Here is a 22,368-nt window from a genome sequence, read left to right as displayed (position 1 = left end):
CCGCCGGTACTGGCGAGCGTGAACAGCAGCCTGTTATTTTTACGGCTGCGGATGTGTAGCGTAAACGGCGTAATTTCACCGTCCGGGTGAATCAGAATTTGCGGCGTGCCGACGGATTGCCTGGCGAGCGACGCCGGGAACAGAGCCACCTGCCAGTCACTTTCCCACTTTCCCTCGGTCGCCAGGCGATAGAACTGGGTTGGCGTCTGCCAGCCATTGCCGATTGGTGTGACGATGCGCCAGCCTTGTTCGCGGATCTCAATACCGGTACTGCGGTCTTCCATGGTTGACCAGTCGGCGGCATATTCAGTCAGCGCCGCCAGCTGTTCAACTGCGGTAATAGCTTTCGCGGTATCATTTTGCCGCCCGTAGGTCATCATCACCAGCGAGGCGCCAAGCGCGATAATCGTCAGCACCAGAATGACTTCCAGTAGCGTGAATCCCTTCTGCCTCATTCCGATTATTTCGCTTTACCCAGTTCCCAGTTAGTAATGTCGTCAGCGGTGCCGGGTTCACCGTCCTGACCTGCGGAGAGAATATCGTAATCGCCGTGTTCACCAGGGCTTACCAGCAGATACTCATTACCCCAGGGATCCTGTGGCAGACGCTTGATATATCCCTTCGCGTTGTAATTTTCCGGGATTGGGCTGGCGGTCGGTTTTTCGACCAGCGCCTTTAGCCCCTGCGCCGTCAGCGGATAGCGATAGTTATCCAGTTTGTACATATCCAGCGCATTCTCCAGCGCCACGATGTCGCTGACGGCTTTCTGGTGATCGGCTTTGTCTTTATTGCCCATTAAGCTGGGGACGACCAGGCTTGCGAGGATGCCCAAAATAACCAGCACCACCATCATCTCCAGCAGCGTAAATCCTCGCTGCTTATGTGCATCACTATTCACGTTTTATCCTTAACTTACCAATGAGTTGAGTTGCAAAATGGGTTGCAGAACCGAGACGATGATGAACAGCACAATCATCGCCATCGTAATAATCAGCGCGGGTTCAAACAGCGCCAGCGTCAGCGCAATGCGGTTTTGTAGCAGTGTTTCCTGCTGATCGGCGGCGCGCGCCATTAGCTCGCTGAGTTGGCCGCTTTTTTCCCCGGAGGCAATCATGTAGAGCATCATCGGCGGGAAGATATCGCATTTTTCCAGAGCGAGATGAAAGCCTGAGCCCTGGCGCACGCGCTCCGCGGCCTGACCCAGCCGCTGACTGATTTCTCGGTTACCGATGCCTTCGGTTGCCAGCGTCATCCCTTCCAGCAGCGGAACGCCGCTGATATTAAGAATGCTCAGGGTGCGCAAATAACGGGCGCAGTGGATAGCGCGCAGCAGGGCGCGACTGGGTTTGAAATCAAGAAGCCAGCGGTCAAACAGATGGCGTTTGCCGGGGCGGGTGAGCCAGTGGCGAAACAGGAAAAAGGCAATCAGCAGCAATGCGATTACCCACAGTCCGTAGTGGCGCATGGCATCGCTGATTGCCAGCAACACGCGCGTGGACATCGGCAGCGCTTCTTTCATATGCAGAAACTGCTCCACAATTTTGGGCACTACGGTAGTGAGCAGGATAGCGACGACGGCGATCGCCACGCTGGTCAGCAGGGAAGGATAAATCAGTGACTGGATGAGTTTACTGCGTGTTGCCTGTCGTAACTCATTGTAGTCAGCCAGCTGTTCCAGCACACAGCCGAGCTGTCCGCTTTTTTCGCCGGCTTTCACCAGCGTGCGGTAAACGGAATCGAAGATCCGCGGCCAGGCGGCCAGCGATTCGGAAAGCGTATGTCCGGCGAGGATCCGTTCGCGCAGGTCGTGTAGCACCAGCCCCAGTTTATTATTTTTGTTCTGCCGGCCAATAACGAACAGCGCCTCTTCAAGCGGTAGTGAAGCGTTGGCCAGTGTGGCGAGCTGGCGGGTGAACAGCGCCAGTTCACTGCCGCTAAGCCGTAAACGAGGCGTTTTTTTTATCGTCCGGAACAGCGAAATGACCTTTTTCTCATTTAACACCAGCGGGTGCAGACCCTGGGCGCGCAGCGCCTCGCGCGCCTCTTTGCTGCTGGCGGCATCCAGCGTTCCATGGTGAGTCGTGCCGCTGTCATCCATTGCCTGCCACTGATATTTCATCGTGTATCCTCTTGGGCAGAGGTGACGCGCATGACTTCCTCAAGCGTGGTTTCGCATGCCAGCACGCGCAGCAGGCCGTTCTCCCGCAGGCTCCGGCTTTGCTGGCGCAGGCACTGCTCCAGGGCGTGTTCATCGGCGTCGCGATGGATGATGCTGCGCATAGTTTTATCCACCAGCATAATTTCATGAATCGCCAGTCGCCCCTGGTAGCCAGTTCCCCGACATTCGCCGCATCCGCAAGCCTGCCAGATTGTCTGAGCGGTGGGATCGAGCGCGTGCAGGGGGGATTTCTGAGAGTCAGGAATGGGGGCATGCGCGCGGCAGGCCGGACAGAGGCGACGCACCAGGCGTTGGGCGATAACGCCGCTTAGCGATGATGAGAGCAGGAAAGGTTCAACGCCCATGTCCCGTAATCGGGTGATCGCACCGCAGGCGCTGTTAGTGTGCAGGGTGGAAAGCACCAGATGTCCGGTGAGCGATGCCTGAACCGCTATCTGCGCGGTTTCGGCGTCACGAATTTCGCCGACCATGACGATGTCCGGATCCTGGCGCAGGATGGCGCGCAGTCCCCTGGCGAAAGACATATCCACCCGGCTGTTTACCTGGGTTTGTCCGACGCCTTCCAGCTCGTACTCGATGGGATCTTCGACGGTCAGGATATTACGCTGGGGGGAATTCAGCTCGGCGAGAATCGCATACAGCGTGGTGCTTTTTCCCGACCCCGTCGGGCCGGTGACGAGAATGATGCCGTGCGGCTGCTGTACTAAACCCTTCAGCCGCAGGCTATCCACCGCCGATAGCCCCATATTCTCCAGCGTCAGGCGCAGACTGTTTTTATCCAGCAGACGCAATACAGCTCTTTCGCCGTACTGCGAGGGCAACGTCGAAACGCGGACGTCAATATTTTTGCGTCCGAGGCGCAGGGAAATACGCCCATCCTGCGGCAGTCGTTTTTCGGCAATATCCAGTCGCGCCATGACTTTGATACGTGAAATCAGCAGCGGTGCCAGTTTTTTAGCGGGCTGAAGGACTGGCTTGAGGACACCATCGATACGAAAACGCACCACCAGCGATTTTTCGAAGGTTTCGATATGCACATCCGACGCGCCTTCCCTCACGGCTTCATGAAGAACCGCGTTGATCAGGCGGATAACCGGTGCGTCGTTTTCATCACTGAGCAGATCGGCGTTGTCGGGTAACTCCTCGCTCAGCGCCGTCAGGTCGATCTCCTGATCGATATCCTGGGCAATCTGCCGGGACTCTCCGGCGCCGTGCTGGAAAAGTTGCTCCAGGTGGTCGTCAAATTGCGCTGGCGTCAGGCGGCTGAAGCGCTGACAGGCAACGCTGGCCTCGAGCACGTTTTCCAGCGGCGTGTCGGTGCGGTAGAACAATTCATCCACCGCGACCGCGATACCAAATTTTTGCCCCTGTGCGTAATTAAGCGGCAGAGGATGCTGGGGAGGAATGCGCGTCCATAAGTCAGTCATGTTGGATCATTCCCGGAAGGGATTGCGCGATGGCTGGTCGTTGGGCGCGTCGGTCGGCACATCGAAATTCAGCTCTTTAAGCATCGGGCGTTCTTCGTCCTTCACGCCGACCAATCCACTGGATTGCTTATCAATACGCTGCTGCTGTAAATCACGAAATCGGGTGTACTTATCCTTTGAGAGCGAACGATAAACCTCGTCGTCGCGAATAATGGTCGGCCTGATAAAGACCATTAAATTACGCTTCGCATTTTCCGTTGAGGTGTAGCGGAATAGCTGTCCGAGAACAGGGATATCGCCCAGCAGCGGTACTTTGGAAACCTGCTCTTTGCTTGAATCATCCAGCAGGCCACCCAGCACCACGGTTTCGCCACTTTTGACCAGCACGGCATTCTGGATAGTACGGGTGTTGAACGTCGGACCGAGATCGCTGGCGTTACCGGAGGCGGTATCGACGCTCGACACCTCCTGCTCGATCTCCATCAGCACCGCGTCGCCTTCGTTGATTTGCGGTGTGACCTTCAGTTTGGTGCCGACGGTTTTACGTTCGACCGTATTAAAGACGTTGTCGCCGGAGGTCGTTTGCGAGCCGGAAAGCACCGGCACATCCTGGCCGACATTAAACGATGCTTCTTTGTTATCCAGCGTCACAATGCTGGGGGTGGCGAGGATATCGTTTTTGTTGTCGGAGGAGATCGCGGTGAGCAGGACGCTCCAGTCCCCCTCAAAGAAGCCCGTCGCCAGGCCGTTAAAACTGCTTAACGCGCTGGCAATAGGGTTGTCACTGGTCATCGAACCGTTTTTATCAAACTGGCGCGCGCCTCTTGAGGCGTCGAAAATCGGCAGCCCCGTTTTAGTAAACTGCTGACCGCCGACGTTGCTGTTGGCCCATTGCACGCCAAGATTCAGGCCGTTGCCATCCTGGACTTCCACAATGATGGCTTCAACCAGTACCTGTGCGCGGCGAATATCCAGACGAGCGATGACTTTTTCCAGTTCCTGCATGGTGCTCTGGTCTGCGGTAATGACCACCGAGTTGGTTTGTTCATCGGCGTTAATCGAGACATCCCGGGAAGGGGTAGCCACGCTCTGCGAAGACGACTGCTTGTCTTCCGTCAGTTTGGTTGACACGCCGGTCAGAACTTCAACGATTTTAGTGGCTTTGGCGTATTTCAAATAGAACACGCGAGTATTGCCCTGCGTGGTCTGTTCGATATCCAGTTTAGCGATTAAAGATTTCATCCGCTGGCGCACATTGTCCGGCCCGCTGATAAGAAGGGCGTTGGTGCGCTTGTCGGCGACAATTTTAGGCAGCAGGATCTGCGTTGGGTTTTCCTTTGACTCTTCGCGAATCAGGCTGTTAATTACGTCAGATAAATCAACTGCCGAGGCGTAGCGCAGTTTGATAAGCTCACGTTCCTGAGTACCGATAACATCGACCCGTTTCACAACCTCAAGGATGCGATTGACTATATTGGCTTTACCGGTGATCAACAGCGCATTAGAAGGATCATAGTGTACGACGTTGCCGATGCCGCCGCTGTCCATCATCTGGCGTAATAGCGGAGCCAGATCGCGTACCGGGACATTTTTCAGCGCCACGACGCGGGTGATAAATTCATCGCCAACCGCCGGTTGCGACTGTGCCAATACTTTTCCCGGCGCGGTCTTAAGCGTTGCGGAGCGAACAACCTTCAGCAGGCCGTTATCCAGGGTGATAACCGAGTAGCCGTAGATATCGAGAACGCTGAGAAAAAACTGGTAGTATTCCTCCTCGTTGAAACTGTCAAAGCTGCGAACGGAGATTTTTCCCTGGACGGACGGATCGATCAGAATGGTTTTGCCCATTTGCTTACTGACCGAGGTAATAAACTCCCGGAGATCCGCATCCTGGAAGTTTGCCGAATATTGCGCTGACATGGTTTGAAATGGAAAGGAGCAAAACTGTAGCGCCAGTATCCATGCAGCCGTTTTTTTAATTCCTTTGCGCAATTTTGTCGTCCTTAAGGTTAATCATTTTCAGTAACGGATACATTTACCAACGCTTCCTGACCGTTTCGTATTACGGTGAACTGGGCAGAGTTTAAGGTTACAAATTCCTGTAGTGCCGCTTTTGCTGACGCTTCCTGAGTTAGCGGATGGTTGTTCATTTTGATCGCAATATCGCCAGGCCTGAGTCCGGTTGCTATAAAACGTTCAACCGGACCACGGGCGTTTAATCTGACGCCCTGTAGCGCTTCCTGCTGATAGATAAAGTTAGTAATAATGATGTCGCTGAGGGAATGTGGCGCGCTGTCATGTGGCAGCGATGGTGCCGGTGCCCTGGAGGATATATCAGGCTCATCAATAAAAACGATGCGTTGCCGGGCTCCATTGTTATCAATCGTCACGCTATTATTATCAATATCCGTAATTTTTACGTCAGGGAGATCGTCAAGCTTATCTCCGGTACTGTAAAATTTTGCTTTCTCATTAATGGTGATAATAGCCTGTGAACGTGTTTTTAGCGTGCTCGCAATAATGCCATTTAGCTGGAGATCGAGCATCGAATTTTTAATTGAGACATCTTCTTTATTATCAGTCGCGTTTTCCCTACTGTTTTTCGGTAAATTCATTGGCAGCCTGAGGACAACGGACGTTATTGATTGACTGGTTTTGTTTTTCGTATTGATAGAATCAATAAATAATCTATAGGCATATAACGAATGAATAATAACAATGACACCGACAAAAAACATAACGCAGTACAGCACATCGTTACGCTTTCTCTTAAATATAAAGGTAAATTGCTTCGCGATAACATCCATTGTTAATAGCACGCCTGTTCTTTTCGGGAGAAGCATGATATAGGCTTACTTTCAGGTTTTCAATTTAATCGTCGGAACATGTCGTTTAATTCAAATATAAAAAATTGATAATATTTACCTGGCATATAATAAGTTAAATACCCGCATCAATTACTGGAACTTATCGATGACTGAACGCGAATTACCGTATGCAATTTACTCTTTTTCGCAACATACCCTTATCAAGAATATCTTTATTCATGAGCTGGGCGCTGGCGATGTGGGCGTATTATGCGGCAAACCGGGGTGTGGTAAATCGACGCTTATTTATCAGTTAGGTAAGGATTTTCCCGGCAGGGTAGTGGTGTTTACCGCCACCGGTTTATCTGGTTTCTGTCAATTGACACACACGGCTTGTACGCAGGGAAAACTCCAGCCAGACTGGCGAGATGTGAGAATTAGCCGTTTCTGGTCAACGCTGATGCCTGCTCTTAGTCCGGCAGCGCAACCAATAATAATTGTCATTGATAATGCTGACGCACTCGCCAGACATCTTCCGGCATTTGTCGATAATTTCCGTCATCTGGCGGCTTCATTTGCCGCTGGCGCCAGCTTGCTACTGGTGGGGGGCGAAGCGCTCAGGCGTAACCGACGACTTAAACGGCGTGTTACGTTATCGGCGATCATCGCTGCGCCGACGGACGATGAATATCTTGATTTTATGCATCAACAGCAACTGTGTGAGGCGGATGGCGAGCCTGTGCGGATGCGTCATGAATTTGTGCGCAAAGCGGTTCGGGCAGTGCAGGGAAACCTGGCGTTGCTGAGGCGCATCGTCCGGGCGGCGAGAAAAATGGCAACGGACAGGCAAGCGGATGTGTTAACCGCTCAACAGGAAAAATTGTTGCTGGAAACATTTACTCTACGCTCTTGCGTATTGCGCAAGGGAATATTGCCCGGACTTTACGCTGCGCTGGCTTTGACGTTCGGCTGGCTGGCGGTCGATGTTTTTCCCCTTCAACTTCCTGTGCCCGCCGGGTTAACGGTGGCGATGACGCAAAAAAAGGAAAACCTGCCGGATATTAGCGATGCACGGGGAGGATTACGCGACGCCATGCAGCAATTATTCAGCGTCTGGGGATTCGACACAGCGCATGACGAGGCATGGTGTGACCAGGCCGATCGCGCTGAGTTGGTGTGCGAAAGCGGCAAGGAACGTTTAGATAACCTCATCAGGCGCGGGTTGCCGTGGATCGCGCATTTGAATATCGATAAACAACCGGTCTACGGTGTTGTGATGCGTGTATCAGGAAACGAGCTGGATCTTATCATTGATAATAAAACCTGGATCGTCAGTCAGGAGTGGCTGGCGAAGCACTGGCAGGGAAATTATACCCTGATGCTCAATTTAACGCCTGACAGGAAAATGCAGATCGGTGAAAAGAGTCCGGCGGAAACCATCATCTGGTTTGATACGATGCTGAGCCGCGCACTGGGCGTTCCCGGCGATAAATCAGGCTCATGGACGCCATGGTTAATCGAAAAGGTCAAAGCATTCCAGCAGCGGGAGAATTTGCCTGTGGATGGTAAGCCGGGAAAAGAGACGCTGATAAGGCTACGTCAGAGTCTTGGAGACGCGCCGGTATTAATCAATGAGGCGGCACCTGTGCTCACACATGTGTCATCTAAGGAGCGTATGTGATGATGCACATCTATCAACCCATTGATGCGAAAACAGTGTCGAGTTGCCGCTGGCGGCAGGCGCTGCATTCCTGTTGCTGGCTGTTGTGGGTCAGCCTGATGCTAATGTGCGGCTACTACGGACATTATGTCTGGTTGGTGCGCCATCCGACAACCACCACGCAGGGAGTGCCCGATTCTCAGGCGTATCGACTCTCGGATGTGCATTACATTTTTAAGCGGAAACCTCTGCCGATACGCATCGATTTACCCACCCAGAACGAAGAGGGTGACAGTATGTTGGAAGAGATTCCCTATGATGAAGCGTCCGGGCAGGAAGTGCCGGATGGCGAAGTATTGCGCTCACGTGTGCAACAAGCGCTGAGAGAAATCGATGGCAAATAGCCATAATCACTTGCATCCGTACTGGCTATACGTATAATACGCCAGCCTGTCAAATCTGACGGGTAGTTCGATATGAACTGTGGCGGTTTACCGTCAACAACGCTCCCAATCAGGGGGCTACGTAAGAACGGTTACACTCTCCCATCAATCGTAATGGGTTTGAGGAGTAACTATTTCGTCTATAAAATAATTGGAGCTCTGGTCTCATGCAGAACCAAAGAATCCGTATCCGTTTGAAAGCGTTTGATCATCGTCTGATCGATCAATCAACCGCGGAAATCGTCGAGACTGCCAAGCGCACTGGTGCGCAGGTTCGTGGTCCGATCCCGCTGCCGACCCGCAAAGAGCGTTTCACCGTTCTGATCTCCCCGCACGTCAACAAAGACGCGCGTGATCAGTACGAGATCCGTACTCACAAGCGTCTGGTTGACATCGTTGAGCCAACTGAAAAAACCGTTGATGCTCTGATGCGTCTGGACCTGGCTGCCGGTGTAGACGTGCAGATCAGCCTGGGTTAATCAGGTCATCGAGCGATTGAGAGGTTGATACAATGATTGGTTTAGTCGGTAAAAAAGTGGGTATGACCCGCATCTTCACTGAAGATGGCGTATCTATCCCAGTAACCGTTATCGAAGTTGAAGCAAACCGCGTTACTCAGGTTAAAGATCTGGCTAACGATGGCTATCGCGCTGTTCAGGTTACCACCGGTGCTAAAAAAGCTAACCGCGTAACTAAGCCGGAAGCTGGTCACTTTGCTAAAGCTGGCGTAGAAGCTGGCCGCGGCCTGTGGGAGTTCCGCCTGGCAGATGGTGAAGAATACACCGTTGGTCAGAACATTAGTGTTGAACTGTTTGCTGACGTTAAAAAAGTTGACGTAACCGGTACCTCTAAAGGTAAAGGTTTCGCTGGTACCGTTAAGCGCTGGAACTTCCGTACCCAGGACGCTACTCACGGTAACTCCTTGTCCCACCGCGTTCCGGGTTCTATCGGTCAGAACCAGACTCCGGGCAAAGTGTTTAAAGGCAAGAAAATGGCAGGTCAGCTGGGCAACGAACGTGTAACCGTTCAGAGCCTGGACGTAGTACGTGTTGACGCTGAGCGCAACCTGCTGCTGGTTAAAGGTGGTGTTCCGGGTGCGACCGGTTGCGACCTGATCGTTAAACCAGCTGTGAAGGCGTAAGGGGATAGCAATGGAATTAGTATTGAAAGACGCGCAGAGCGCGCTGACTGTTTCCGAAACTACCTTCGGTCGTGATTTCAACGAAGCGCTGGTTCACCAGGTTGTTGTTGCTTATGCAGCTGGTGCTCGTCAGGGTACTCGTGCTCAGAAGACTCGTGCTGAAGTAACTGGTTCAGGCAAAAAGCCGTGGCGCCAGAAAGGTACCGGCCGTGCGCGTTCAGGTTCTATCAAGAGCCCGATCTGGCGTTCAGGTGGCGTGACCTTCGCTGCTCGTCCACAGGACCACAGTCAAAAAGTTAACAAAAAGATGTACCGCGGCGCGCTGAAAAGCATTCTGTCCGAACTGGTACGTCAGGATCGTCTGATCGTTGTCGAATCATTCTCTGTAGAAGCGCCTAAAACTAAGCTGCTGGCACAGAAACTGAAAGACATGGCTCTGGAAGATGTGCTGATCATCACCGGTGAGCTGGACGAAAACCTGTTCCTGGCTGCGCGCAACCTGCACAAGGTTGACGTACGCGATGCAACTGGTATCGACCCGGTTAGCCTGATCGCCTTCGACAAAGTCGTAATGACTGCTGATGCTGTTAAGCAAGTTGAGGAGATGCTGGCATGATTCGTGAAGAACGTCTGCTGAAAGTGCTGCGCGCACCGCACGTTTCTGAAAAAGCGTCTACTGCGATGGAAAAAACTAACACCATCGTTCTCAAAGTTGCTAAAGACGCGACCAAAGCAGAAATCAAAGCTGCTGTGCAGAAACTGTTTGAAGTCGAAGTCGAAGTCGTTAACACCCTGGTAGTTAAAGGGAAAGTTAAACGTCACGGACAGCGTATCGGTCGTCGTAGCGACTGGAAAAAAGCTTACGTCACCCTGAAGGAAGGCCAGAATCTGGACTTCGTCGGCGGCGCTGAGTAAGTCGGAGGAGTAATACAATGGCAGTTGTTAAATGTAAACCGACATCTCCGGGTCGTCGCCACGTTGTTAAAGTGGTCAACCCAGAGCTGCACAAGGGCAAACCTTTTGCTCCGCTGGTTGAAAAAAACAGCAAATCCGGTGGTCGTAACAACAATGGCCGCATCACCACTCGTCACATCGGTGGTGGTCACAAGCAGGCTTATCGTATTGTTGACTTCAAACGCAACAAAGACGGTATCCCGGCAGTTGTTGAACGTCTTGAGTACGATCCGAACCGCTCCGCGAACATCGCGCTGGTTCTGTACAAAGACGGTGAACGCCGTTACATCCTGGCCCCTAAAGGCCTGAAAGCTGGCGACCAGGTTCAATCTGGCGTTGATGCTGCAATCAAAGCAGGTAACACCCTGCCGATGCGCAATATCCCGGTTGGTTCTACCGTTCATAACGTAGAAATGAAACCAGGTAAAGGCGGTCAGCTGGCACGTTCCGCTGGTACTTACGTTCAGATCGTTGCTCGTGATGGTGCTTATGTCACCCTGCGTCTGCGTTCTGGTGAAATGCGTAAAGTCGAAGCAGACTGCCGTGCAACTCTGGGCGAAGTTGGCAATGCTGAGCATATGCTGCGCGTTCTGGGTAAAGCAGGTGCTGCACGCTGGCGTGGTGTTCGTCCTACCGTTCGCGGTACTGCGATGAACCCAGTCGACCACCCACATGGTGGTGGTGAAGGTCGTAACTTTGGTAAGCACCCGGTAACTCCGTGGGGCGTTCAGACCAAAGGTAAGAAGACCCGCAGCAACAAGCGTACTGATAAATTCATCGTACGTCGCCGTAGCAAATAATTTTAGAGGATAAGCCATGCCACGTTCTCTCAAGAAAGGTCCTTTTATTGACCTGCACTTGCTGAAGAAGGTAGAGAAAGCGGTGGAAAGCGGAGACAAGAAGCCCCTGCGCACTTGGTCCCGTCGTTCAACGATCTTTCCTAACATGATCGGTTTGACCATCGCTGTCCATAATGGTCGTCAGCACGTTCCGGTATTTGTTTCCGACGAAATGGTCGGTCACAAACTGGGTGAATTCGCACCGACTCGTACTTATCGCGGCCATGCTGCTGATAAAAAAGCGAAGAAGAAATAAGGTAGGAGGAAGAGATGGAAACTTTAGCTCAACATCGCCATGCTCGTTCTTCTGCTCAGAAGGTTCGCCTTGTTGCAGACCTGATTCGCGGTAAGAAAGTGTCGCAGGCTCTGGATATTCTGACCTACACCAATAAGAAAGCGGCTGTACTGGTCAAGAAAGTCCTGGAATCTGCCATTGCTAACGCTGAACACAACGATGGCGCTGACATTGACGATCTGAAAGTTACGAAAATTTTCGTAGACGAAGGCCCGAGCATGAAGCGCATTATGCCGCGTGCAAAAGGTCGTGCAGATCGCATCCTGAAGCGCACCAGCCACATTACTGTGGTTGTGTCCGATCGCTGAGACTCTGGAGACTAGCAATGGGTCAGAAAGTACATCCTAATGGTATTCGCCTGGGTATTGTAAAACCATGGAACTCAACCTGGTTTGCGAACACCAAAGAATTCGCTGACAACCTGGACAGCGATTTTAAAGTACGTCAGTACCTGACTAAGGAACTGGCTAAAGCGTCTGTATCTCGTATCGTTATCGAGCGTCCGGCTAAGAGCATCCGTGTGACCATTCACACCGCTCGCCCGGGTATCGTTATCGGTAAGAAAGGTGAAGACGTAGAAAAACTGCGCAAAGTCGTAGCGGATATTGCTGGCGTTCCTGCTCAGATCAATATCGCCGAAGTGCGTAAACCTGAACTGGATGCAAAATTGGTTGCTGACAGCATCACTTCTCAGCTGGAACGTCGTGTTATGTTCCGTCGTGCTATGAAGCGTGCTGTACAGAACGCAATGCGTCTGGGCGCTAAAGGTATTAAAGTTGAAGTTAGCGGCCGTCTGGGCGGCGCGGAAATCGCACGTACCGAATGGTACCGCGAAGGTCGCGTACCTCTGCACACTCTGCGTGCTGACATCGACTACAACACCTCTGAAGCGCACACCACTTACGGTGTAATCGGCGTTAAAGTGTGGATCTTCAAAGGCGAGATCCTGGGTGGTATGGCTGCTGTTGAACAACCGGAAAAACCGGCTGCGCAACCTAAAAAGCAGCAGCGTAAAGGCCGTAAATAAGGAGCGTCGCTGATGTTACAACCAAAGCGTACAAAATTCCGTAAAATGCACAAAGGCCGTAACCGCGGTCTGGCGCAGGGTACGGATGTTAGCTTCGGCAGCTTCGGTCTGAAAGCTGTTGGCCGTGGTCGTCTGACTGCCCGTCAGATCGAAGCAGCACGTCGTGCTATGACCCGTGCAGTTAAGCGTCAAGGTAAGATCTGGATCCGTGTATTCCCGGACAAACCGATCACTGAAAAGCCGCTGGCAGTGCGTATGGGTAAAGGTAAAGGTAACGTGGAGTATTGGGTTGCCTTGATTCAGCCGGGTAAAGTCCTGTATGAAATGGACGGCGTACCGGAAGAGCTGGCCCGTGAAGCATTCAAGCTGGCAGCAGCGAAACTGCCGATTAAAACCACCTTTGTAACTAAGACGGTGATGTAATGAAAGCAAAAGAGCTGCGTGAGAAGAGTGTTGAAGAGCTGAACACCGAGCTGCTGAATCTGCTGCGTGAGCAGTTCAACCTGCGTATGCAGGCTGCAAGTGGCCAGCTGCAACAGTCTCACCTGTTGAAGCAAGTGCGTCGTGATGTCGCACGCGTTAAGACTTTACTGACTGAGAAGGCGGGTGCGTAATGACCGATAAAATCCGTACTCTGCAAGGTCGCGTTGTTAGCGATAAAATGGAGAAATCCATCGTTGTTGCTATCGAACGTTTTGTGAAACACCCGATCTACGGTAAATTCATTAAGCGTACGACCAAACTGCACGTACATGACGAGAACAACGAATGCGGTACTGGTGACGTGGTTGAAATCCGCGAATGCCGTCCGCTGTCCAAGACTAAGTCCTGGACGCTGGTTCGCGTTGTAGAGAAAGCCGTTCTGTAATACAGTAGGCATTCTCAACGAATAAACGGCTCAGCGATGAGCCGTTTATTTTTTCTACCCATATCGTTGAAGCGGTGTTATAATGCCGCGCCCCCGATATGGGGCTTTTTTAACGACCTGATTTTCGGGTCTCAGTAGTAGTTGACATTAGCGGAGCACTAAAATGATCCAAGAACAGACTATGCTGAACGTCGCCGACAACTCCGGTGCACGTCGCGTAATGTGTATCAAGGTTCTGGGTGGCTCGCACCGTCGCTACGCAGGCGTCGGCGATATCATCAAGATCACCATCAAGGAAGCAATTCCGCGTGGTAAGGTCAAAAAAGGTGATGTGCTGAAGGCGGTAGTGGTGCGCACCAAGAAGGGTGTTCGTCGCCCGGACGGTTCTGTCATTCGCTTCGATGGTAATGCATGCGTTATTTTAAACAATAACAGCGAGCAACCTATCGGTACGCGTATTTTTGGGCCGGTAACTCGTGAACTTCGTAACGAGAAGTTCATGAAAATTATCTCTCTGGCACCAGAAGTACTCTAAGGAGCGAATCATGGCAGCGAAGATCCGTCGTGATGACGAAGTTATCGTGTTAACCGGTAAAGATAAAGGTAAACGCGGTAAAGTTAAGAATGTCCTGTCTTCCGGCAAGGTCATTGTTGAAGGTATCAACCTGGTTAAGAAACATCAGAAGCCGGTTCCGGCCCTGAACCAACCAGGCGGCATTGTAGAGAAAGAAGCAGCTATTCAGATCTCTAACCTTGCTATCTTCAACGCGGCAACCGGCAAGGCTGACCGTGTAGGCTTTAGATTCGAAGACGGCAAAAAAGTCCGTTTCTTTAAATCTAACAGCGAAACTATCAAGTAATTTGGAGTAGTACGATGGCGAAACTGCATGATTACTACAAAGACGAAGTAGTCGCTAAACTCATGACTGAGTTTAACTACAATTCTGTCATGCAAGTCCCTCGGGTCGAGAAGATCACCCTGAACATGGGTGTTGGTGAAGCGATCGCTGACAAGAAACTGCTGGATAACGCAGCAGCTGACCTGACAGCAATCTCCGGTCAAAAACCGCTGATCACCAAAGCACGCAAATCAGTTGCAGGCTTCAAAATCCGTCAGGGCTATCCGATCGGCTGTAAAGTAACTCTGCGTGGCGAACGCATGTGGGAGTTCTTTGAGCGCCTGATCACTATTGCTGTTCCACGTATCCGTGACTTCCGTGGCTTGTCCGCTAAGTCTTTCGACGGTCGTGGTAACTACAGCATGGGTGTCCGTGAGCAGATCATCTTCCCAGAAATCGACTACGATAAAGTCGACCGCGTGCGTGGTTTGGATATTACCATTACCACTACTGCGAAATCTGATGAAGAAGGCCGTGCTCTGCTGGCTGCCTTTGACTTCCCGTTCCGCAAGTAAGGTAGGGTTACTGAATGGCTAAGCAATCAATGAAAGCACGCGAAGTAAAGCGCGTAGCTTTAGCTGATAAGTACTTCGCAAAACGCGCTGAACTGAAAGCTATTATCTCTGATGTGAACGCGACCGACGAAGATCGTTGGAACGCAGTTCTCAAGCTGCAGTCTCTGCCGCGTGATTCCAGCCCGTCCCGTCAGCGTAACCGCTGCCGTCAAACAGGTCGTCCGCATGGCTATGTGGGCAAGTTCGGGTTGAGCCGTATCAAACTGCGTGAAGCCGCTATGCGCGGTGAAGTACCAGGCTTGAAAAAGGCTAGCTGGTAATTACCAATTGAATCACGGGAGTAAAGACAGATGAGCATGCAAGATCCGATCGCGGATATGCTGACCCGTATCCGTAACGGTCAGGCCGCGAATAAAGCTGCGGTCACCATGCCTTCCTCCAAGCTGAAAGTGGCAATTGCCAACGTGCTGAAGGAAGAAGGTTTTATTGAAGATTTTAAAGTTGAAGGCGACACCAAGCCGGAACTGGAACTTACTCTTAAGTATTTCCAGGGTAAAGCTGTTGTAGAAAGCATTCAGCGTGTCAGTCGCCCAGGTCTGCGCATTTATAAGCGTAAAGACGAGCTGCCGAAAGTTATGGCTGGCATGGGTATCGCAGTTGTTTCTACCTCTAAAGGTGTTATGACTGATCGTGCAGCGCGCCAGGCTGGTCTTGGTGGCGAAATTATCTGCTACGTAGCCTAATCGGAGGAAAAAATGTCTCGTGTTGCTAAAGCACCGGTCGTTATTCCTGCCGGCGTTGATGTAAAAATCAACGGTCAGGTTATTACGATCAAAGGTAAAAACGGCGAGCTGACTCGTACTCTCAACGATGCTGTTGCAGTAAATCATGCAGATAATGCACTGACCTTCGGTCCGCGTGATGGTTACGCAGATGGATGGGCTCAGGCTGGTACCGCGCGTGCCCTGCTGAATGCAATGGTTGTCGGTGTTACCGAAGGCTTCACTAAGAAGCTACAGCTGGTTGGTGTAGGTTATCGTGCAGCGGTTAAAGGGAATGTAGTAAACCTGGCTTTAGGTTTCTCTCACCCTGTTGACCATCAGCTGCCTGCGGGTATTACTGCAGAATGTCCGTCTCAGACTGAAATCGTGCTGAAAGGCGCTGATAAACAGCTGATCGGTCAGGTTGCAGCAGATCTGCGCGCCTACCGTCGTCCTGAGCCTTATAAAGGCAAGGGTGTTCGTTACGCCGACGAAGTCGTGCGTACCAAAGAGGCTAAGAAGAAGTAAGGTAACACTATGGATAAGAAATCTGCTCGTATCCGTCGTGCGACCCGCGCACGCCGCAAGCTCCAGGAGCTGGGCGCAACTCGCCTGGTGGTACATCGTACCCCGCGTCATATTTACGCACAGGTAATTGCACCGAACGGTTCTGAAGTTCTGGTAGCTGCTTCTACTGTAGAAAAAGCTATCGCTGAACAATTGAAGTACACCGGTAACAAAGACGCTGCTGCAGCTGTAGGTAAAGCTGTTGCTGAACGCGCTCTGGAAAAAGGCATCAAAGATGTTTCTTTTGACCGTTCCGGGTTCCAATATCATGGTCGTGTCCAGGCACTGGCAGATGCTGCCCGTGAAGCTGGCCTTCAGTTCTAAGGTAGAGGTGTAAGATGGCTCACATCGAAAAACAAGCTGGCGAACTGCAGGAAAAGCTGATCGCGGTTAACCGCGTATCTAAAACCGTTAAAGGTGGTCGTATTTTCTCCTTCACAGCTCTGACTGTAGTTGGTGATGGTAACGGTCGCGTTGGTTTTGGTTACGGTAAAGCGCGTGAAGTTCCAGCAGCGATCCAGAAAGCGATGGAAAAAGCCCGTCGCAATATGATTAACGTCGCGCTGAACCACGGCACCCTGCAGCACCCGGTTAAGGGTACTCACACGGGTTCTCGTGTATTCATGCAGCCGGCTTCCGAAGGTACCGGTATCATCGCCGGTGGTGCAATGCGCGCCGTTCTGGAAGTCGCTGGAGTTCGTAACGTTCTGGCTAAAGCGTATGGTTCTACTAACCCGATTAACGTGGTTCGTGCAACTATCGATGGCCTGGAAAATATGAAATCTCCGGAAATGGTCGCTGCCAAGCGTGGTAAATCCGTTGAAGAAATTCTGGGGAAATAAACCATGGCAAAGACTATTAAAATTACTCAAACCCGCAGTGCAATCGGTCGTCTGCCGAAACATAAGGCAACGCTGCTTGGCCTGGGTCTGCGTCGTATTGGTCACACCGTAGAGCGCGAGGATACTCCTGCTGTTCGTGGTATGATCAACGCGGTTTCCTTCATGGTTAAAGTTGAGGAGTAAGAGATGCGTTTAAATACTCTGTCTCCGGCCGAAGGCTCTAAAAAAGCGGCTCGCCGCCTGGGTCGTGGTATCGGTTCTGGCCTCGGTAAAACCGGTGGTCGTGGTCACAAAGGTCAGAAGTCTCGTTCTGGCGGTGGCGTACGTCGCGGTTTCGAGGGTGGTCAGATGCCTCTGTACCGTCGTCTGCCGAAATTCGGCTTCACTTCACGTAAAGCAGCGATTACAGCCGAAGTTCGTCTGTCTGACCTTGCTAAAGTTGAAGGCGGTGTTGTAGACCTGAACACGCTGAAAGCAGCTAACATTATCGGTATCCAGATCGAGTTCGCGAAAGTGATTCTGGCTGGTGAAGTCACTACTCCGGTAACTGTTCGTGGCCTGCGTGTTACTAAAGGCGCTCGTGCTGCTATCGAAGCTGCTGGCGGTAAAATCGAGGAATAAGTAGCAGATGGCTAAACAACCGGGATTAGATTTTCAAAGTGCCAAAGGTGGCTTAGGCGAGCTGAAACGCAGACTGCTGTTTGTAATCGGCGCGCTGATTGTGTTCCGTATTGGCTCTTTCATTCCGATCCCTGGTATTGATGCCGCTGTACTTGCCAAACTGCTTGAGCAACAGCGAGGCACCATCATTGAAATGTTTAACATGTTCTCTGGTGGTGCTCTCAGCCGTGCTTCTATCTTTGCTCTGGGGATCATGCCGTATATTTCGGCGTCGATTATTATCCAGCTGCTGACGGTGGTTCATCCAACGCTGGCAGAAATTAAGAAAGAAGGGGAGTCTGGTCGTCGTAAGATCAGCCAGTACACCCGCTACGGTACTCTGGTGCTGGCAATATTCCAGTCGATCGGTATTGCTACCGGTCTGCCGAATATGCCTGGTATGCAGGGCCTGGTAATGAATCCAGGCTTTGCATTCTATTTCACCGCTGTTGTAAGTCTGGTTACAGGGACGATGTTCCTGATGTGGTTGGGCGAACAGATTACTGAACGTGGTATCGGCAACGGTATCTCAATCATTATCTTCGCCGGTATTGTCGCGGGACTCCCGCCAGCCATTGCCCATACTATCGAGCAAGCGCGTCAAGGCGACCTGCACTTCCTCGTGTTGCTGTTGGTTGCAGTATTAGTATTTGCAGTGACGTTCTTTGTTGTATTTGTTGAGCGTGGTCAACGCCGCATTGTGGTAAACTACGCGAAACGTCAGCAAGGTCGTCGTGTCTATGCTGCACAGAGCACACATTTACCGCTGAAAGTGAATATGGCGGGGGTAATCCCGGCAATCTTCGCTTCCAGTATTATTCTGTTCCCAGCGACCATCGCGTCATGGTTCGGGGGCGGGACTGGTTGGAACTGGCTGACAACAATTTCGCTGTATTTGCAGCCTGGGCAACCGCTTTATGTGTTACTCTATGCGTCTGCAATCATATTCTTCTGTTTCTTCTACACGGCGTTGGTTTTCAACCCGCGTGAAACAGCAGATAACCTGAAGAAGTCCGGTGCATTTGTACCAGGAATTCGTCCGGGAGAGCAAACGGCGAAGTATATCGATAAAGTAATGACCCGCCTGACTCTGGTTGGTGCGCTCTACATTACCTTTATCTGCCTGATCCCGGAGTTCATGCGTGATGCAATGAAAGTACCGTTCTACTTCGGTGGGACCTCACTGCTTATCGTTGTTGTCGTGATTATGGACTTTATGGCTCAAGTGCAAACTCTGATGATGTCAAGTCAGTACGAGTCTGCATTGAAGAAGGCGAATCTGAAAGGCTACGGCCGTTAACAGTCGCCCGAGAAGTTACGGAGAGTAAAAATGAAAGTTCGTGCTTCCGTCAAGAAATTATGCCGTAACTGCAAAATCGTTAAGCGTGATGGTGTCATCCGTGTGATTTGCAGTGCCGAGCCGAAGCATAAACAGCGCCAAGGCTGATTTATTCGCATATTTTTCTTGCAAAGTTGGGTTGAGCTGGCTAGATTAGCCAGCCAATCTTTTGTATGTCTGTGCGTTTCCATTTGAGTATCCTGAAAACGGGCTTTTCAGCATGGTGCGTACATATTAAATAGTAGGAGTGCATAGTGGCCCGTATAGCAGGCATTAACATTCCTGATCAGAAACATGCTGTGATCGCATTAACTTCGATCTACGGCGTCGGCAAGACCCGTTCTAAAGCCATTCTGGCTGCCGCGGGTATCGCTGAAGATGTTAAGATCAGTGAGCTGTCTGAAGAACAAATCGACACGCTGCGTGACGAAGTTGCCAAATTTGTCGTTGAAGGTGATCTGCGCCGTGAAGTTAGCATGAGCATCAAGCGCCTTATGGACCTTGGTTGCTATCGCGGTTTGCGTCATCGTCGTGGTCTCCCGGTTCGCGGTCAGCGTACCAAGACCAACGCACGTACCCGTAAGGGTCCGCGCAAACCGATCAAGAAATAATCGGGGTGATTGAATAATGGCAAAGGCACCAATTCGTGCACGTAAACGTGTAAGAAAACAAGTCTCTGACGGCGTGGCTCATATCCATGCTTCTTTTAACAACACCATCGTTACCATTACTGATCGTCAGGGTAACGCACTGGGTTGGGCAACAGCCGGTGGTTCCGGTTTCCGTGGTTCTCGCAAATCCACTCCGTTTGCAGCTCAGGTTGCAGCAGAGCGTTGCGCTGAAGCCGTAAAAGAATACGGTATCAAGAATCTGGAAGTTATGGTCAAAGGACCGGGTCCAGGTCGCGAATCTACTGTTCGTGCTCTGAACGCCGCTGGTTTCCGCATCACTAATATTACTGATGTGACTCCGATCCCTCATAACGGTTGTCGTCCGCCGAAAAAACGTCGCGTATAACGCTGTCGTTTCTAGGATTGTTGGAGAAAGAAAATGGCAAGATATTTGGGTCCTAAGCTCAAGCTGAGCCGTCGTGAGGGCACTGACTTATTCCTTAAGTCTGGCGTTCGCGCGATCGATACCAAGTGTAAAATTGAACAAGCTCCTGGCCAGCACGGTGCGCGTAAACCGCGTCTGTCTGACTATGGTGTGCAGTTGCGTGAAAAGCAAAAAGTTCGCCGTATCTACGGTGTGCTGGAGCGTCAGTTCCGTAACTACTACAAAGAAGCAGCACGTCTGAAAGGCAACACCGGTGAAAACCTGTTGGGTCTGCTGGAAGGTCGTCTGGACAACGTTGTATACCGTATGGGCTTCGGTGCCACTCGTGCAGAAGCACGTCAGCTGGTCAGCCATAAAGCAATTATGGTAAACGGTCGTGTTGTTAACATCGCTTCTTATCAGGTTAGTCCGAATGACGTTGTTAGCATTCGTGAGAAAGCGAAGAAGCAGTCTCGCGTGAAAGCCGCTCTGGAGCTGGCTGAGCAGCGTGAAAAGCCAACCTGGCTGGAAGTTGATGCTGGCAAGATGGAAGGTACGTTCAAGCGTAAGCCGGAGCGTTCTGATCTGTCTGCGGACATTAACGAACACCTGATCGTCGAGCTTTACTCCAAGTAAAGCTTAGTACCAAAGAGAGGACACAATGCAGGGTTCTGTGACAGAGTTTCTAAAACCGCGCCTGGTAGATATCGAGCAAGTGAGTTCGACGCACGCCAAGGTGACCCTTGAGCCTTTAGAGCGTGGCTTTGGCCATACTTTGGGTAACGCACTGCGCCGTATTCTGCTCTCATCGATGCCGGGTTGCGCGGTGACCGAGGTTGAGATTGATGGTGTACTACATGAGTACAGCACCAAAGAAGGCGTTCAGGAAGATATCCTGGAAATCCTGCTCAACCTGAAAGGGCTGGCGGTGAGAGTTCAGGGTAAAGATGACGTTATTCTTACCTTGAATAAATCTGGCATTGGCCCTGTGACTGCAGCCGACATTACCCATGATGGTGATGTCGAAATCGTCAAGCCACAGCACGTGATCTGCCACCTGACCGATGAGAATGCATCTATTAGCATGCGTATCAAAGTTCAGCGCGGTCGTGGTTATGTGCCGGCTTCTACCCGAATTCATTCGGAAGAAGATGAGCGCCCAATCGGCCGTCTGCTGGTCGACGCATGCTACAGCCCTGTAGAGCGTATTGCCTACAATGTTGAAGCAGCGCGTGTAGAACAGCGTACCGACCTGGACAAGCTGGTCATCGAAATGGAAACCAACGGCACAATCGATCCTGAAGAGGCGATTCGTCGTGCGGCAACCATTCTGGCTGAACAACTTGAAGCTTTCGTTGACTTACGTGATGTACGTCAGCCGGAAGTTAAAGAAGAGAAACCAGAATTCGATCCGATCCTGCTGCGCCCTGTTGACGATCTGGAATTGACTGTCCGCTCTGCTAACTGCCTCAAAGCAGAAGCTATCCACTATATCGGTGATCTGGTACAGCGTACTGAGGTTGAGCTTCTTAAGACGCCTAACCTTGGTAAAAAATCTCTTACTGAGATTAAAGACGTGCTGGCTTCCCGTGGACTGTCTCTGGGCATGCGCCTGGAAAACTGGCCACCGGCAAGCATCGCTGACGAGTAACCGGATCACAGGTTAAGGTTTTACTGAGAAGGATAAGGTCATGCGCCATCGTAAGAGTGGTCGTCAACTGAACCGCAACAGCAGCCATCGCCAGGCTATGTTCCGCAATATGGCAGGTTCACTGGTTCGTCATGAAATCATCAAGACGACTCTGCCGAAAGCGAAAGAGCTGCGTCGCGTAGTTGAGCCGCTGATTACTCTTGCCAAGACTGATAGCGTAGCTAATCGTCGTCTGGCATTCGCCCGCACTCGTGATAACGAGATCGTGGCAAAACTGTTTAACGAACTGGGCCCGCGTTTCGCGAGCCGCGCCGGTGGTTACACTCGCATTCTGAAGTGTGGTTTCCGTGCAGGCGACAACGCGCCGATGGCATACATCGAGCTGGTTGATCGTTCAGAGAAAACAGAAGCTGCTGCAGAGTAATCTGTAGTAACGTAAAAAAACCCGCCTCGGCGGGG

The 22,368-nt window shown here is 51.5% G+C and carries 36 protein-coding genes; 30 read left to right on the top strand and 6 right to left on the bottom strand.

Annotated elements, in window-relative coordinates; genetic code table 11:
• The 6 genes from gspH to gspC form a co-directional block, all read right to left on the bottom strand.
• Positions 1-455 (bottom strand): type II secretion system minor pseudopilin GspH (gspH, locus tag FDW87_RS00295; protein WP_137379345.1); only part of this gene is annotated, 455 nt, incomplete at its 3' end.
• A 5-nt stretch (positions 456-460) separates the two neighbouring features.
• Positions 461-898: a type II secretion system major pseudopilin GspG gene (gene gspG, locus FDW87_RS00290; protein ID WP_016154753.1), complete on the bottom strand. Its 438-nt coding sequence runs from the start codon at positions 896-898 to the stop codon at positions 461-463.
• Positions 899-907: 9 nt separating this feature from the next.
• Entirely contained in the window at positions 908-2,119 is a 1,212-nt protein-coding gene (gene gspF, locus FDW87_RS00285) for a type II secretion system inner membrane protein GspF (protein WP_137379343.1), read from the bottom strand.
• A complete protein-coding gene (gspE, locus tag FDW87_RS00280) occupies positions 2,116-3,606 on the bottom strand; it encodes a type II secretion system ATPase GspE (RefSeq protein WP_137379342.1) in 1,491 nt (496 codons plus the stop codon). The genes gspF and gspE overlap by 4 nt, the downstream gene beginning before the upstream one ends.
• A 6-nt stretch (positions 3,607-3,612) precedes the next feature.
• Positions 3,613-5,598: a type II secretion system secretin GspD gene (gene gspD / locus FDW87_RS00275; RefSeq protein WP_016157610.1), complete on the bottom strand. Its 1,986-nt coding sequence runs from the start codon at positions 5,596-5,598 to the stop codon at positions 3,613-3,615.
• A 17-nt stretch (positions 5,599-5,615) separates the two neighbouring features.
• Entirely contained in the window at positions 5,616-6,413 is a 798-nt protein-coding gene (gspC, locus tag FDW87_RS00270; protein WP_019078176.1) for a type II secretion system protein GspC, read from the bottom strand.
• Between the two features lie 166 nt (positions 6,414-6,579).
• On the opposite strand from gspC, the gene FDW87_RS00265 reads away from it, so the two are divergent.
• From FDW87_RS00265 to rplQ, 30 genes are all read left to right on the top strand, one after another.
• Positions 6,580-8,094, top strand: coding sequence for a peptidoglycan-binding protein (locus FDW87_RS00265; RefSeq protein ID WP_137379341.1), 1,515 nt, complete (start codon positions 6,580-6,582; stop codon positions 8,092-8,094).
• Positions 8,094-8,477: a hypothetical protein gene (locus tag FDW87_RS00260; RefSeq protein ID WP_049270594.1), complete on the top strand. Its 384-nt coding sequence runs from the start codon at positions 8,094-8,096 to the stop codon at positions 8,475-8,477. Before FDW87_RS00265 ends, FDW87_RS00260 begins: the two co-directional genes overlap by 1 nt.
• A 206-nt stretch (positions 8,478-8,683) precedes the next feature.
• Positions 8,684-8,995: a 30S ribosomal protein S10 gene (gene rpsJ, locus FDW87_RS00255; protein ID WP_001181005.1), complete on the top strand. Its 312-nt coding sequence runs from the start codon at positions 8,684-8,686 to the stop codon at positions 8,993-8,995.
• A gap of 32 nt (positions 8,996-9,027) precedes the next feature.
• Positions 9,028-9,657 carry a 50S ribosomal protein L3 gene (gene rplC, locus FDW87_RS00250; RefSeq protein ID WP_003031117.1) on the top strand — a complete coding sequence of 210 codons (630 nt, stop codon included), beginning with the start codon at positions 9,028-9,030 and terminating at the stop codon, positions 9,655-9,657.
• Between the two features lie 10 nt (positions 9,658-9,667).
• Positions 9,668-10,273, top strand: coding sequence for a 50S ribosomal protein L4 (rplD, locus tag FDW87_RS00245; protein WP_003031119.1), 606 nt, complete (start codon positions 9,668-9,670; stop codon positions 10,271-10,273).
• A complete protein-coding gene (gene rplW / locus FDW87_RS00240) occupies positions 10,270-10,572 on the top strand; it encodes a 50S ribosomal protein L23 (RefSeq protein WP_000617546.1) in 303 nt (100 codons plus the stop codon). The genes rplD and rplW overlap by 4 nt, the downstream gene beginning before the upstream one ends.
• Positions 10,573-10,589: 17 nt before the next feature.
• Positions 10,590-11,411, top strand: a complete 822-nt coding sequence (gene rplB / locus FDW87_RS00235; protein ID WP_016154746.1) for a 50S ribosomal protein L2 — start codon at positions 10,590-10,592, stop codon at positions 11,409-11,411.
• Positions 11,412-11,427: 16 nt separating this feature from the next.
• Positions 11,428-11,706 (top strand): 30S ribosomal protein S19, encoded by a 279-nt coding sequence (gene rpsS, locus FDW87_RS00230; protein WP_001138115.1) that lies wholly within the window; start codon positions 11,428-11,430, stop codon positions 11,704-11,706.
• Between the two features lie 14 nt (positions 11,707-11,720).
• Positions 11,721-12,053, top strand: coding sequence for a 50S ribosomal protein L22 (gene rplV, locus FDW87_RS00225; RefSeq protein WP_000448832.1), 333 nt, complete (start codon positions 11,721-11,723; stop codon positions 12,051-12,053).
• Positions 12,054-12,070: 17 nt separating this feature from the next.
• A complete protein-coding gene (gene rpsC, locus FDW87_RS00220; protein WP_000529945.1) occupies positions 12,071-12,772 on the top strand; it encodes a 30S ribosomal protein S3 in 702 nt (233 codons plus the stop codon).
• 12 nt (positions 12,773-12,784) lie between these two features.
• Positions 12,785-13,195: a 50S ribosomal protein L16 gene (gene rplP / locus FDW87_RS00215; protein ID WP_000941212.1), complete on the top strand. Its 411-nt coding sequence runs from the start codon at positions 12,785-12,787 to the stop codon at positions 13,193-13,195.
• Positions 13,195-13,386, top strand: coding sequence for a 50S ribosomal protein L29 (gene rpmC / locus FDW87_RS00210; protein WP_000644742.1), 192 nt, complete (start codon positions 13,195-13,197; stop codon positions 13,384-13,386). Before rplP ends, rpmC begins: the two co-directional genes overlap by 1 nt.
• Positions 13,386-13,640, top strand: coding sequence for a 30S ribosomal protein S17 (gene rpsQ, locus FDW87_RS00205; protein WP_003031120.1), 255 nt, complete (start codon positions 13,386-13,388; stop codon positions 13,638-13,640). The genes rpmC and rpsQ overlap by 1 nt, the downstream gene beginning before the upstream one ends.
• Positions 13,641-13,803: 163 nt before the next feature.
• Positions 13,804-14,175 carry a 50S ribosomal protein L14 gene (gene rplN, locus FDW87_RS00200; protein WP_000613954.1) on the top strand — a complete coding sequence of 124 codons (372 nt, stop codon included), beginning with the start codon at positions 13,804-13,806 and terminating at the stop codon, positions 14,173-14,175.
• Positions 14,176-14,185: 10 nt separating this feature from the next.
• Positions 14,186-14,500: a 50S ribosomal protein L24 gene (rplX, locus tag FDW87_RS00195; protein ID WP_003031122.1), complete on the top strand. Its 315-nt coding sequence runs from the start codon at positions 14,186-14,188 to the stop codon at positions 14,498-14,500.
• A gap of 14 nt (positions 14,501-14,514) precedes the next feature.
• Positions 14,515-15,054, top strand: a complete 540-nt coding sequence (rplE, locus tag FDW87_RS00190) for a 50S ribosomal protein L5 (RefSeq protein ID WP_003031123.1) — start codon at positions 14,515-14,517, stop codon at positions 15,052-15,054.
• 14 nt (positions 15,055-15,068) lie between these two features.
• Positions 15,069-15,374: a 30S ribosomal protein S14 gene (gene rpsN / locus FDW87_RS00185; RefSeq protein ID WP_003031125.1), complete on the top strand. Its 306-nt coding sequence runs from the start codon at positions 15,069-15,071 to the stop codon at positions 15,372-15,374.
• Between the two features lie 30 nt (positions 15,375-15,404).
• Positions 15,405-15,797 (top strand): 30S ribosomal protein S8, encoded by a 393-nt coding sequence (gene rpsH / locus FDW87_RS00180; RefSeq protein ID WP_003031127.1) that lies wholly within the window; start codon positions 15,405-15,407, stop codon positions 15,795-15,797.
• A 12-nt stretch (positions 15,798-15,809) separates the two neighbouring features.
• A complete protein-coding gene (gene rplF / locus FDW87_RS00175; RefSeq protein WP_003031129.1) occupies positions 15,810-16,343 on the top strand; it encodes a 50S ribosomal protein L6 in 534 nt (177 codons plus the stop codon).
• Between the two features lie 9 nt (positions 16,344-16,352).
• Positions 16,353-16,706, top strand: a complete 354-nt coding sequence (gene rplR / locus FDW87_RS00170) for a 50S ribosomal protein L18 (protein ID WP_000358960.1) — start codon at positions 16,353-16,355, stop codon at positions 16,704-16,706.
• A 14-nt stretch (positions 16,707-16,720) separates the two neighbouring features.
• Complete coding sequence (rpsE, locus tag FDW87_RS00165) at positions 16,721-17,224, top strand: 30S ribosomal protein S5 (protein ID WP_003031131.1); 504 nt, start codon at positions 16,721-16,723, stop codon at positions 17,222-17,224.
• Positions 17,225-17,227: 3 nt separating this feature from the next.
• On the top strand, positions 17,228-17,407 hold the full coding sequence (gene rpmD / locus FDW87_RS00160) for a 50S ribosomal protein L30 (RefSeq protein WP_137379340.1): 180 nt from the start codon (positions 17,228-17,230) through the stop codon (positions 17,405-17,407).
• Positions 17,408-17,410: 3 nt separating this feature from the next.
• Positions 17,411-17,845, top strand: a complete 435-nt coding sequence (gene rplO / locus FDW87_RS00155; protein WP_003031132.1) for a 50S ribosomal protein L15 — start codon at positions 17,411-17,413, stop codon at positions 17,843-17,845.
• 7 nt (positions 17,846-17,852) lie between these two features.
• Positions 17,853-19,184, top strand: coding sequence for a preprotein translocase subunit SecY (gene secY / locus FDW87_RS00150; RefSeq protein WP_001118864.1), 1,332 nt, complete (start codon positions 17,853-17,855; stop codon positions 19,182-19,184).
• A 30-nt stretch (positions 19,185-19,214) separates the two neighbouring features.
• Positions 19,215-19,331 (top strand): 50S ribosomal protein L36, encoded by a 117-nt coding sequence (gene rpmJ / locus FDW87_RS00145; protein ID WP_000868187.1) that lies wholly within the window; start codon positions 19,215-19,217, stop codon positions 19,329-19,331.
• 146 nt (positions 19,332-19,477) lie between these two features.
• Positions 19,478-19,834 (top strand): 30S ribosomal protein S13, encoded by a 357-nt coding sequence (rpsM, locus tag FDW87_RS00140; RefSeq protein WP_003031135.1) that lies wholly within the window; start codon positions 19,478-19,480, stop codon positions 19,832-19,834.
• Between the two features lie 16 nt (positions 19,835-19,850).
• Positions 19,851-20,240, top strand: coding sequence for a 30S ribosomal protein S11 (gene rpsK / locus FDW87_RS00135; RefSeq protein WP_003031137.1), 390 nt, complete (start codon positions 19,851-19,853; stop codon positions 20,238-20,240).
• Between the two features lie 33 nt (positions 20,241-20,273).
• Entirely contained in the window at positions 20,274-20,894 is a 621-nt protein-coding gene (rpsD, locus tag FDW87_RS00130) for a 30S ribosomal protein S4 (RefSeq protein ID WP_003031138.1), read from the top strand.
• 25 nt (positions 20,895-20,919) lie between these two features.
• Positions 20,920-21,909, top strand: coding sequence for a DNA-directed RNA polymerase subunit alpha (gene rpoA / locus FDW87_RS00125; RefSeq protein WP_003031139.1), 990 nt, complete (start codon positions 20,920-20,922; stop codon positions 21,907-21,909).
• A 40-nt stretch (positions 21,910-21,949) separates the two neighbouring features.
• Positions 21,950-22,333: a 50S ribosomal protein L17 gene (rplQ, locus tag FDW87_RS00120; RefSeq protein WP_001216370.1), complete on the top strand. Its 384-nt coding sequence runs from the start codon at positions 21,950-21,952 to the stop codon at positions 22,331-22,333.
• Positions 22,334-22,368: the final 35 nt, after the last annotated feature.

This window comes from Citrobacter sp. wls826, assembly GCF_005281245.1.
Lineage (GTDB): Bacteria > Pseudomonadota > Gammaproteobacteria > Enterobacterales > Enterobacteriaceae > Citrobacter > Citrobacter braakii.
Note: the sequence above shows the minus strand (reverse complement) of the source record. Positions and strands in the feature narration are given on the sequence as shown.

Excerpts from the sequence above, each read along its gene's own strand:
- rplQ (WP_001216370.1), top strand. The coding sequence starts at position 21,950 with ATGCGCCATCGTAAGAGTGGTCGTCAACTGAACCGCAACAGCAGCCAT.
- rplB (WP_016154746.1), top strand. The coding sequence starts at position 10,590 with ATGGCAGTTGTTAAATGTAAACCGACATCTCCGGGTCGTCGCCACGTT.
- rplD (WP_003031119.1), top strand. The coding sequence starts at position 9,668 with ATGGAATTAGTATTGAAAGACGCGCAGAGCGCGCTGACTGTTTCCGAA.
- rpsN (WP_003031125.1), top strand. The coding sequence starts at position 15,069 with ATGGCTAAGCAATCAATGAAAGCACGCGAAGTAAAGCGCGTAGCTTTA.
- secY (WP_001118864.1), top strand. The coding sequence starts at position 17,853 with ATGGCTAAACAACCGGGATTAGATTTTCAAAGTGCCAAAGGTGGCTTA.
- rpmC (WP_000644742.1), top strand. The coding sequence starts at position 13,195 with ATGAAAGCAAAAGAGCTGCGTGAGAAGAGTGTTGAAGAGCTGAACACC.
- rpmD (WP_137379340.1), top strand. The coding sequence starts at position 17,228 with ATGGCAAAGACTATTAAAATTACTCAAACCCGCAGTGCAATCGGTCGT.
- FDW87_RS00260 (WP_049270594.1), top strand. The coding sequence starts at position 8,094 with ATGATGCACATCTATCAACCCATTGATGCGAAAACAGTGTCGAGTTGC.
- rplW (WP_000617546.1), top strand. The coding sequence starts at position 10,270 with ATGATTCGTGAAGAACGTCTGCTGAAAGTGCTGCGCGCACCGCACGTT.
- rpmJ (WP_000868187.1), top strand. The coding sequence starts at position 19,215 with ATGAAAGTTCGTGCTTCCGTCAAGAAATTATGCCGTAACTGCAAAATC.
- rplO (WP_003031132.1), top strand. The coding sequence starts at position 17,411 with ATGCGTTTAAATACTCTGTCTCCGGCCGAAGGCTCTAAAAAAGCGGCT.
- rplX (WP_003031122.1), top strand. The coding sequence starts at position 14,186 with ATGGCAGCGAAGATCCGTCGTGATGACGAAGTTATCGTGTTAACCGGT.
- rpsD (WP_003031138.1), top strand. The coding sequence starts at position 20,274 with ATGGCAAGATATTTGGGTCCTAAGCTCAAGCTGAGCCGTCGTGAGGGC.
- gspF (WP_137379343.1), bottom strand. The coding sequence starts at position 2,119 with ATGAAATATCAGTGGCAGGCAATGGATGACAGCGGCACGACTCACCAT.
- rplF (WP_003031129.1), top strand. The coding sequence starts at position 15,810 with ATGTCTCGTGTTGCTAAAGCACCGGTCGTTATTCCTGCCGGCGTTGAT.
- FDW87_RS00265 (WP_137379341.1), top strand. The coding sequence starts at position 6,580 with ATGACTGAACGCGAATTACCGTATGCAATTTACTCTTTTTCGCAACAT.
- rplE (WP_003031123.1), top strand. The coding sequence starts at position 14,515 with ATGGCGAAACTGCATGATTACTACAAAGACGAAGTAGTCGCTAAACTC.
- rplC (WP_003031117.1), top strand. The coding sequence starts at position 9,028 with ATGATTGGTTTAGTCGGTAAAAAAGTGGGTATGACCCGCATCTTCACT.
- gspC (WP_019078176.1), bottom strand. The coding sequence starts at position 6,413 with ATGGATGTTATCGCGAAGCAATTTACCTTTATATTTAAGAGAAAGCGT.
- rpsK (WP_003031137.1), top strand. The coding sequence starts at position 19,851 with ATGGCAAAGGCACCAATTCGTGCACGTAAACGTGTAAGAAAACAAGTC.
- rpsS (WP_001138115.1), top strand. The coding sequence starts at position 11,428 with ATGCCACGTTCTCTCAAGAAAGGTCCTTTTATTGACCTGCACTTGCTG.
- rplV (WP_000448832.1), top strand. The coding sequence starts at position 11,721 with ATGGAAACTTTAGCTCAACATCGCCATGCTCGTTCTTCTGCTCAGAAG.
- rplN (WP_000613954.1), top strand. The coding sequence starts at position 13,804 with ATGATCCAAGAACAGACTATGCTGAACGTCGCCGACAACTCCGGTGCA.
- rplP (WP_000941212.1), top strand. The coding sequence starts at position 12,785 with ATGTTACAACCAAAGCGTACAAAATTCCGTAAAATGCACAAAGGCCGT.
- rpsH (WP_003031127.1), top strand. The coding sequence starts at position 15,405 with ATGAGCATGCAAGATCCGATCGCGGATATGCTGACCCGTATCCGTAAC.
- rpsJ (WP_001181005.1), top strand. The coding sequence starts at position 8,684 with ATGCAGAACCAAAGAATCCGTATCCGTTTGAAAGCGTTTGATCATCGT.
- gspE (WP_137379342.1), bottom strand. The coding sequence starts at position 3,606 with ATGACTGACTTATGGACGCGCATTCCTCCCCAGCATCCTCTGCCGCTT.
- rpsE (WP_003031131.1), top strand. The coding sequence starts at position 16,721 with ATGGCTCACATCGAAAAACAAGCTGGCGAACTGCAGGAAAAGCTGATC.
- rpsC (WP_000529945.1), top strand. The coding sequence starts at position 12,071 with ATGGGTCAGAAAGTACATCCTAATGGTATTCGCCTGGGTATTGTAAAA.
- rplR (WP_000358960.1), top strand. The coding sequence starts at position 16,353 with ATGGATAAGAAATCTGCTCGTATCCGTCGTGCGACCCGCGCACGCCGC.
- rpoA (WP_003031139.1), top strand. The coding sequence starts at position 20,920 with ATGCAGGGTTCTGTGACAGAGTTTCTAAAACCGCGCCTGGTAGATATC.
- rpsQ (WP_003031120.1), top strand. The coding sequence starts at position 13,386 with ATGACCGATAAAATCCGTACTCTGCAAGGTCGCGTTGTTAGCGATAAA.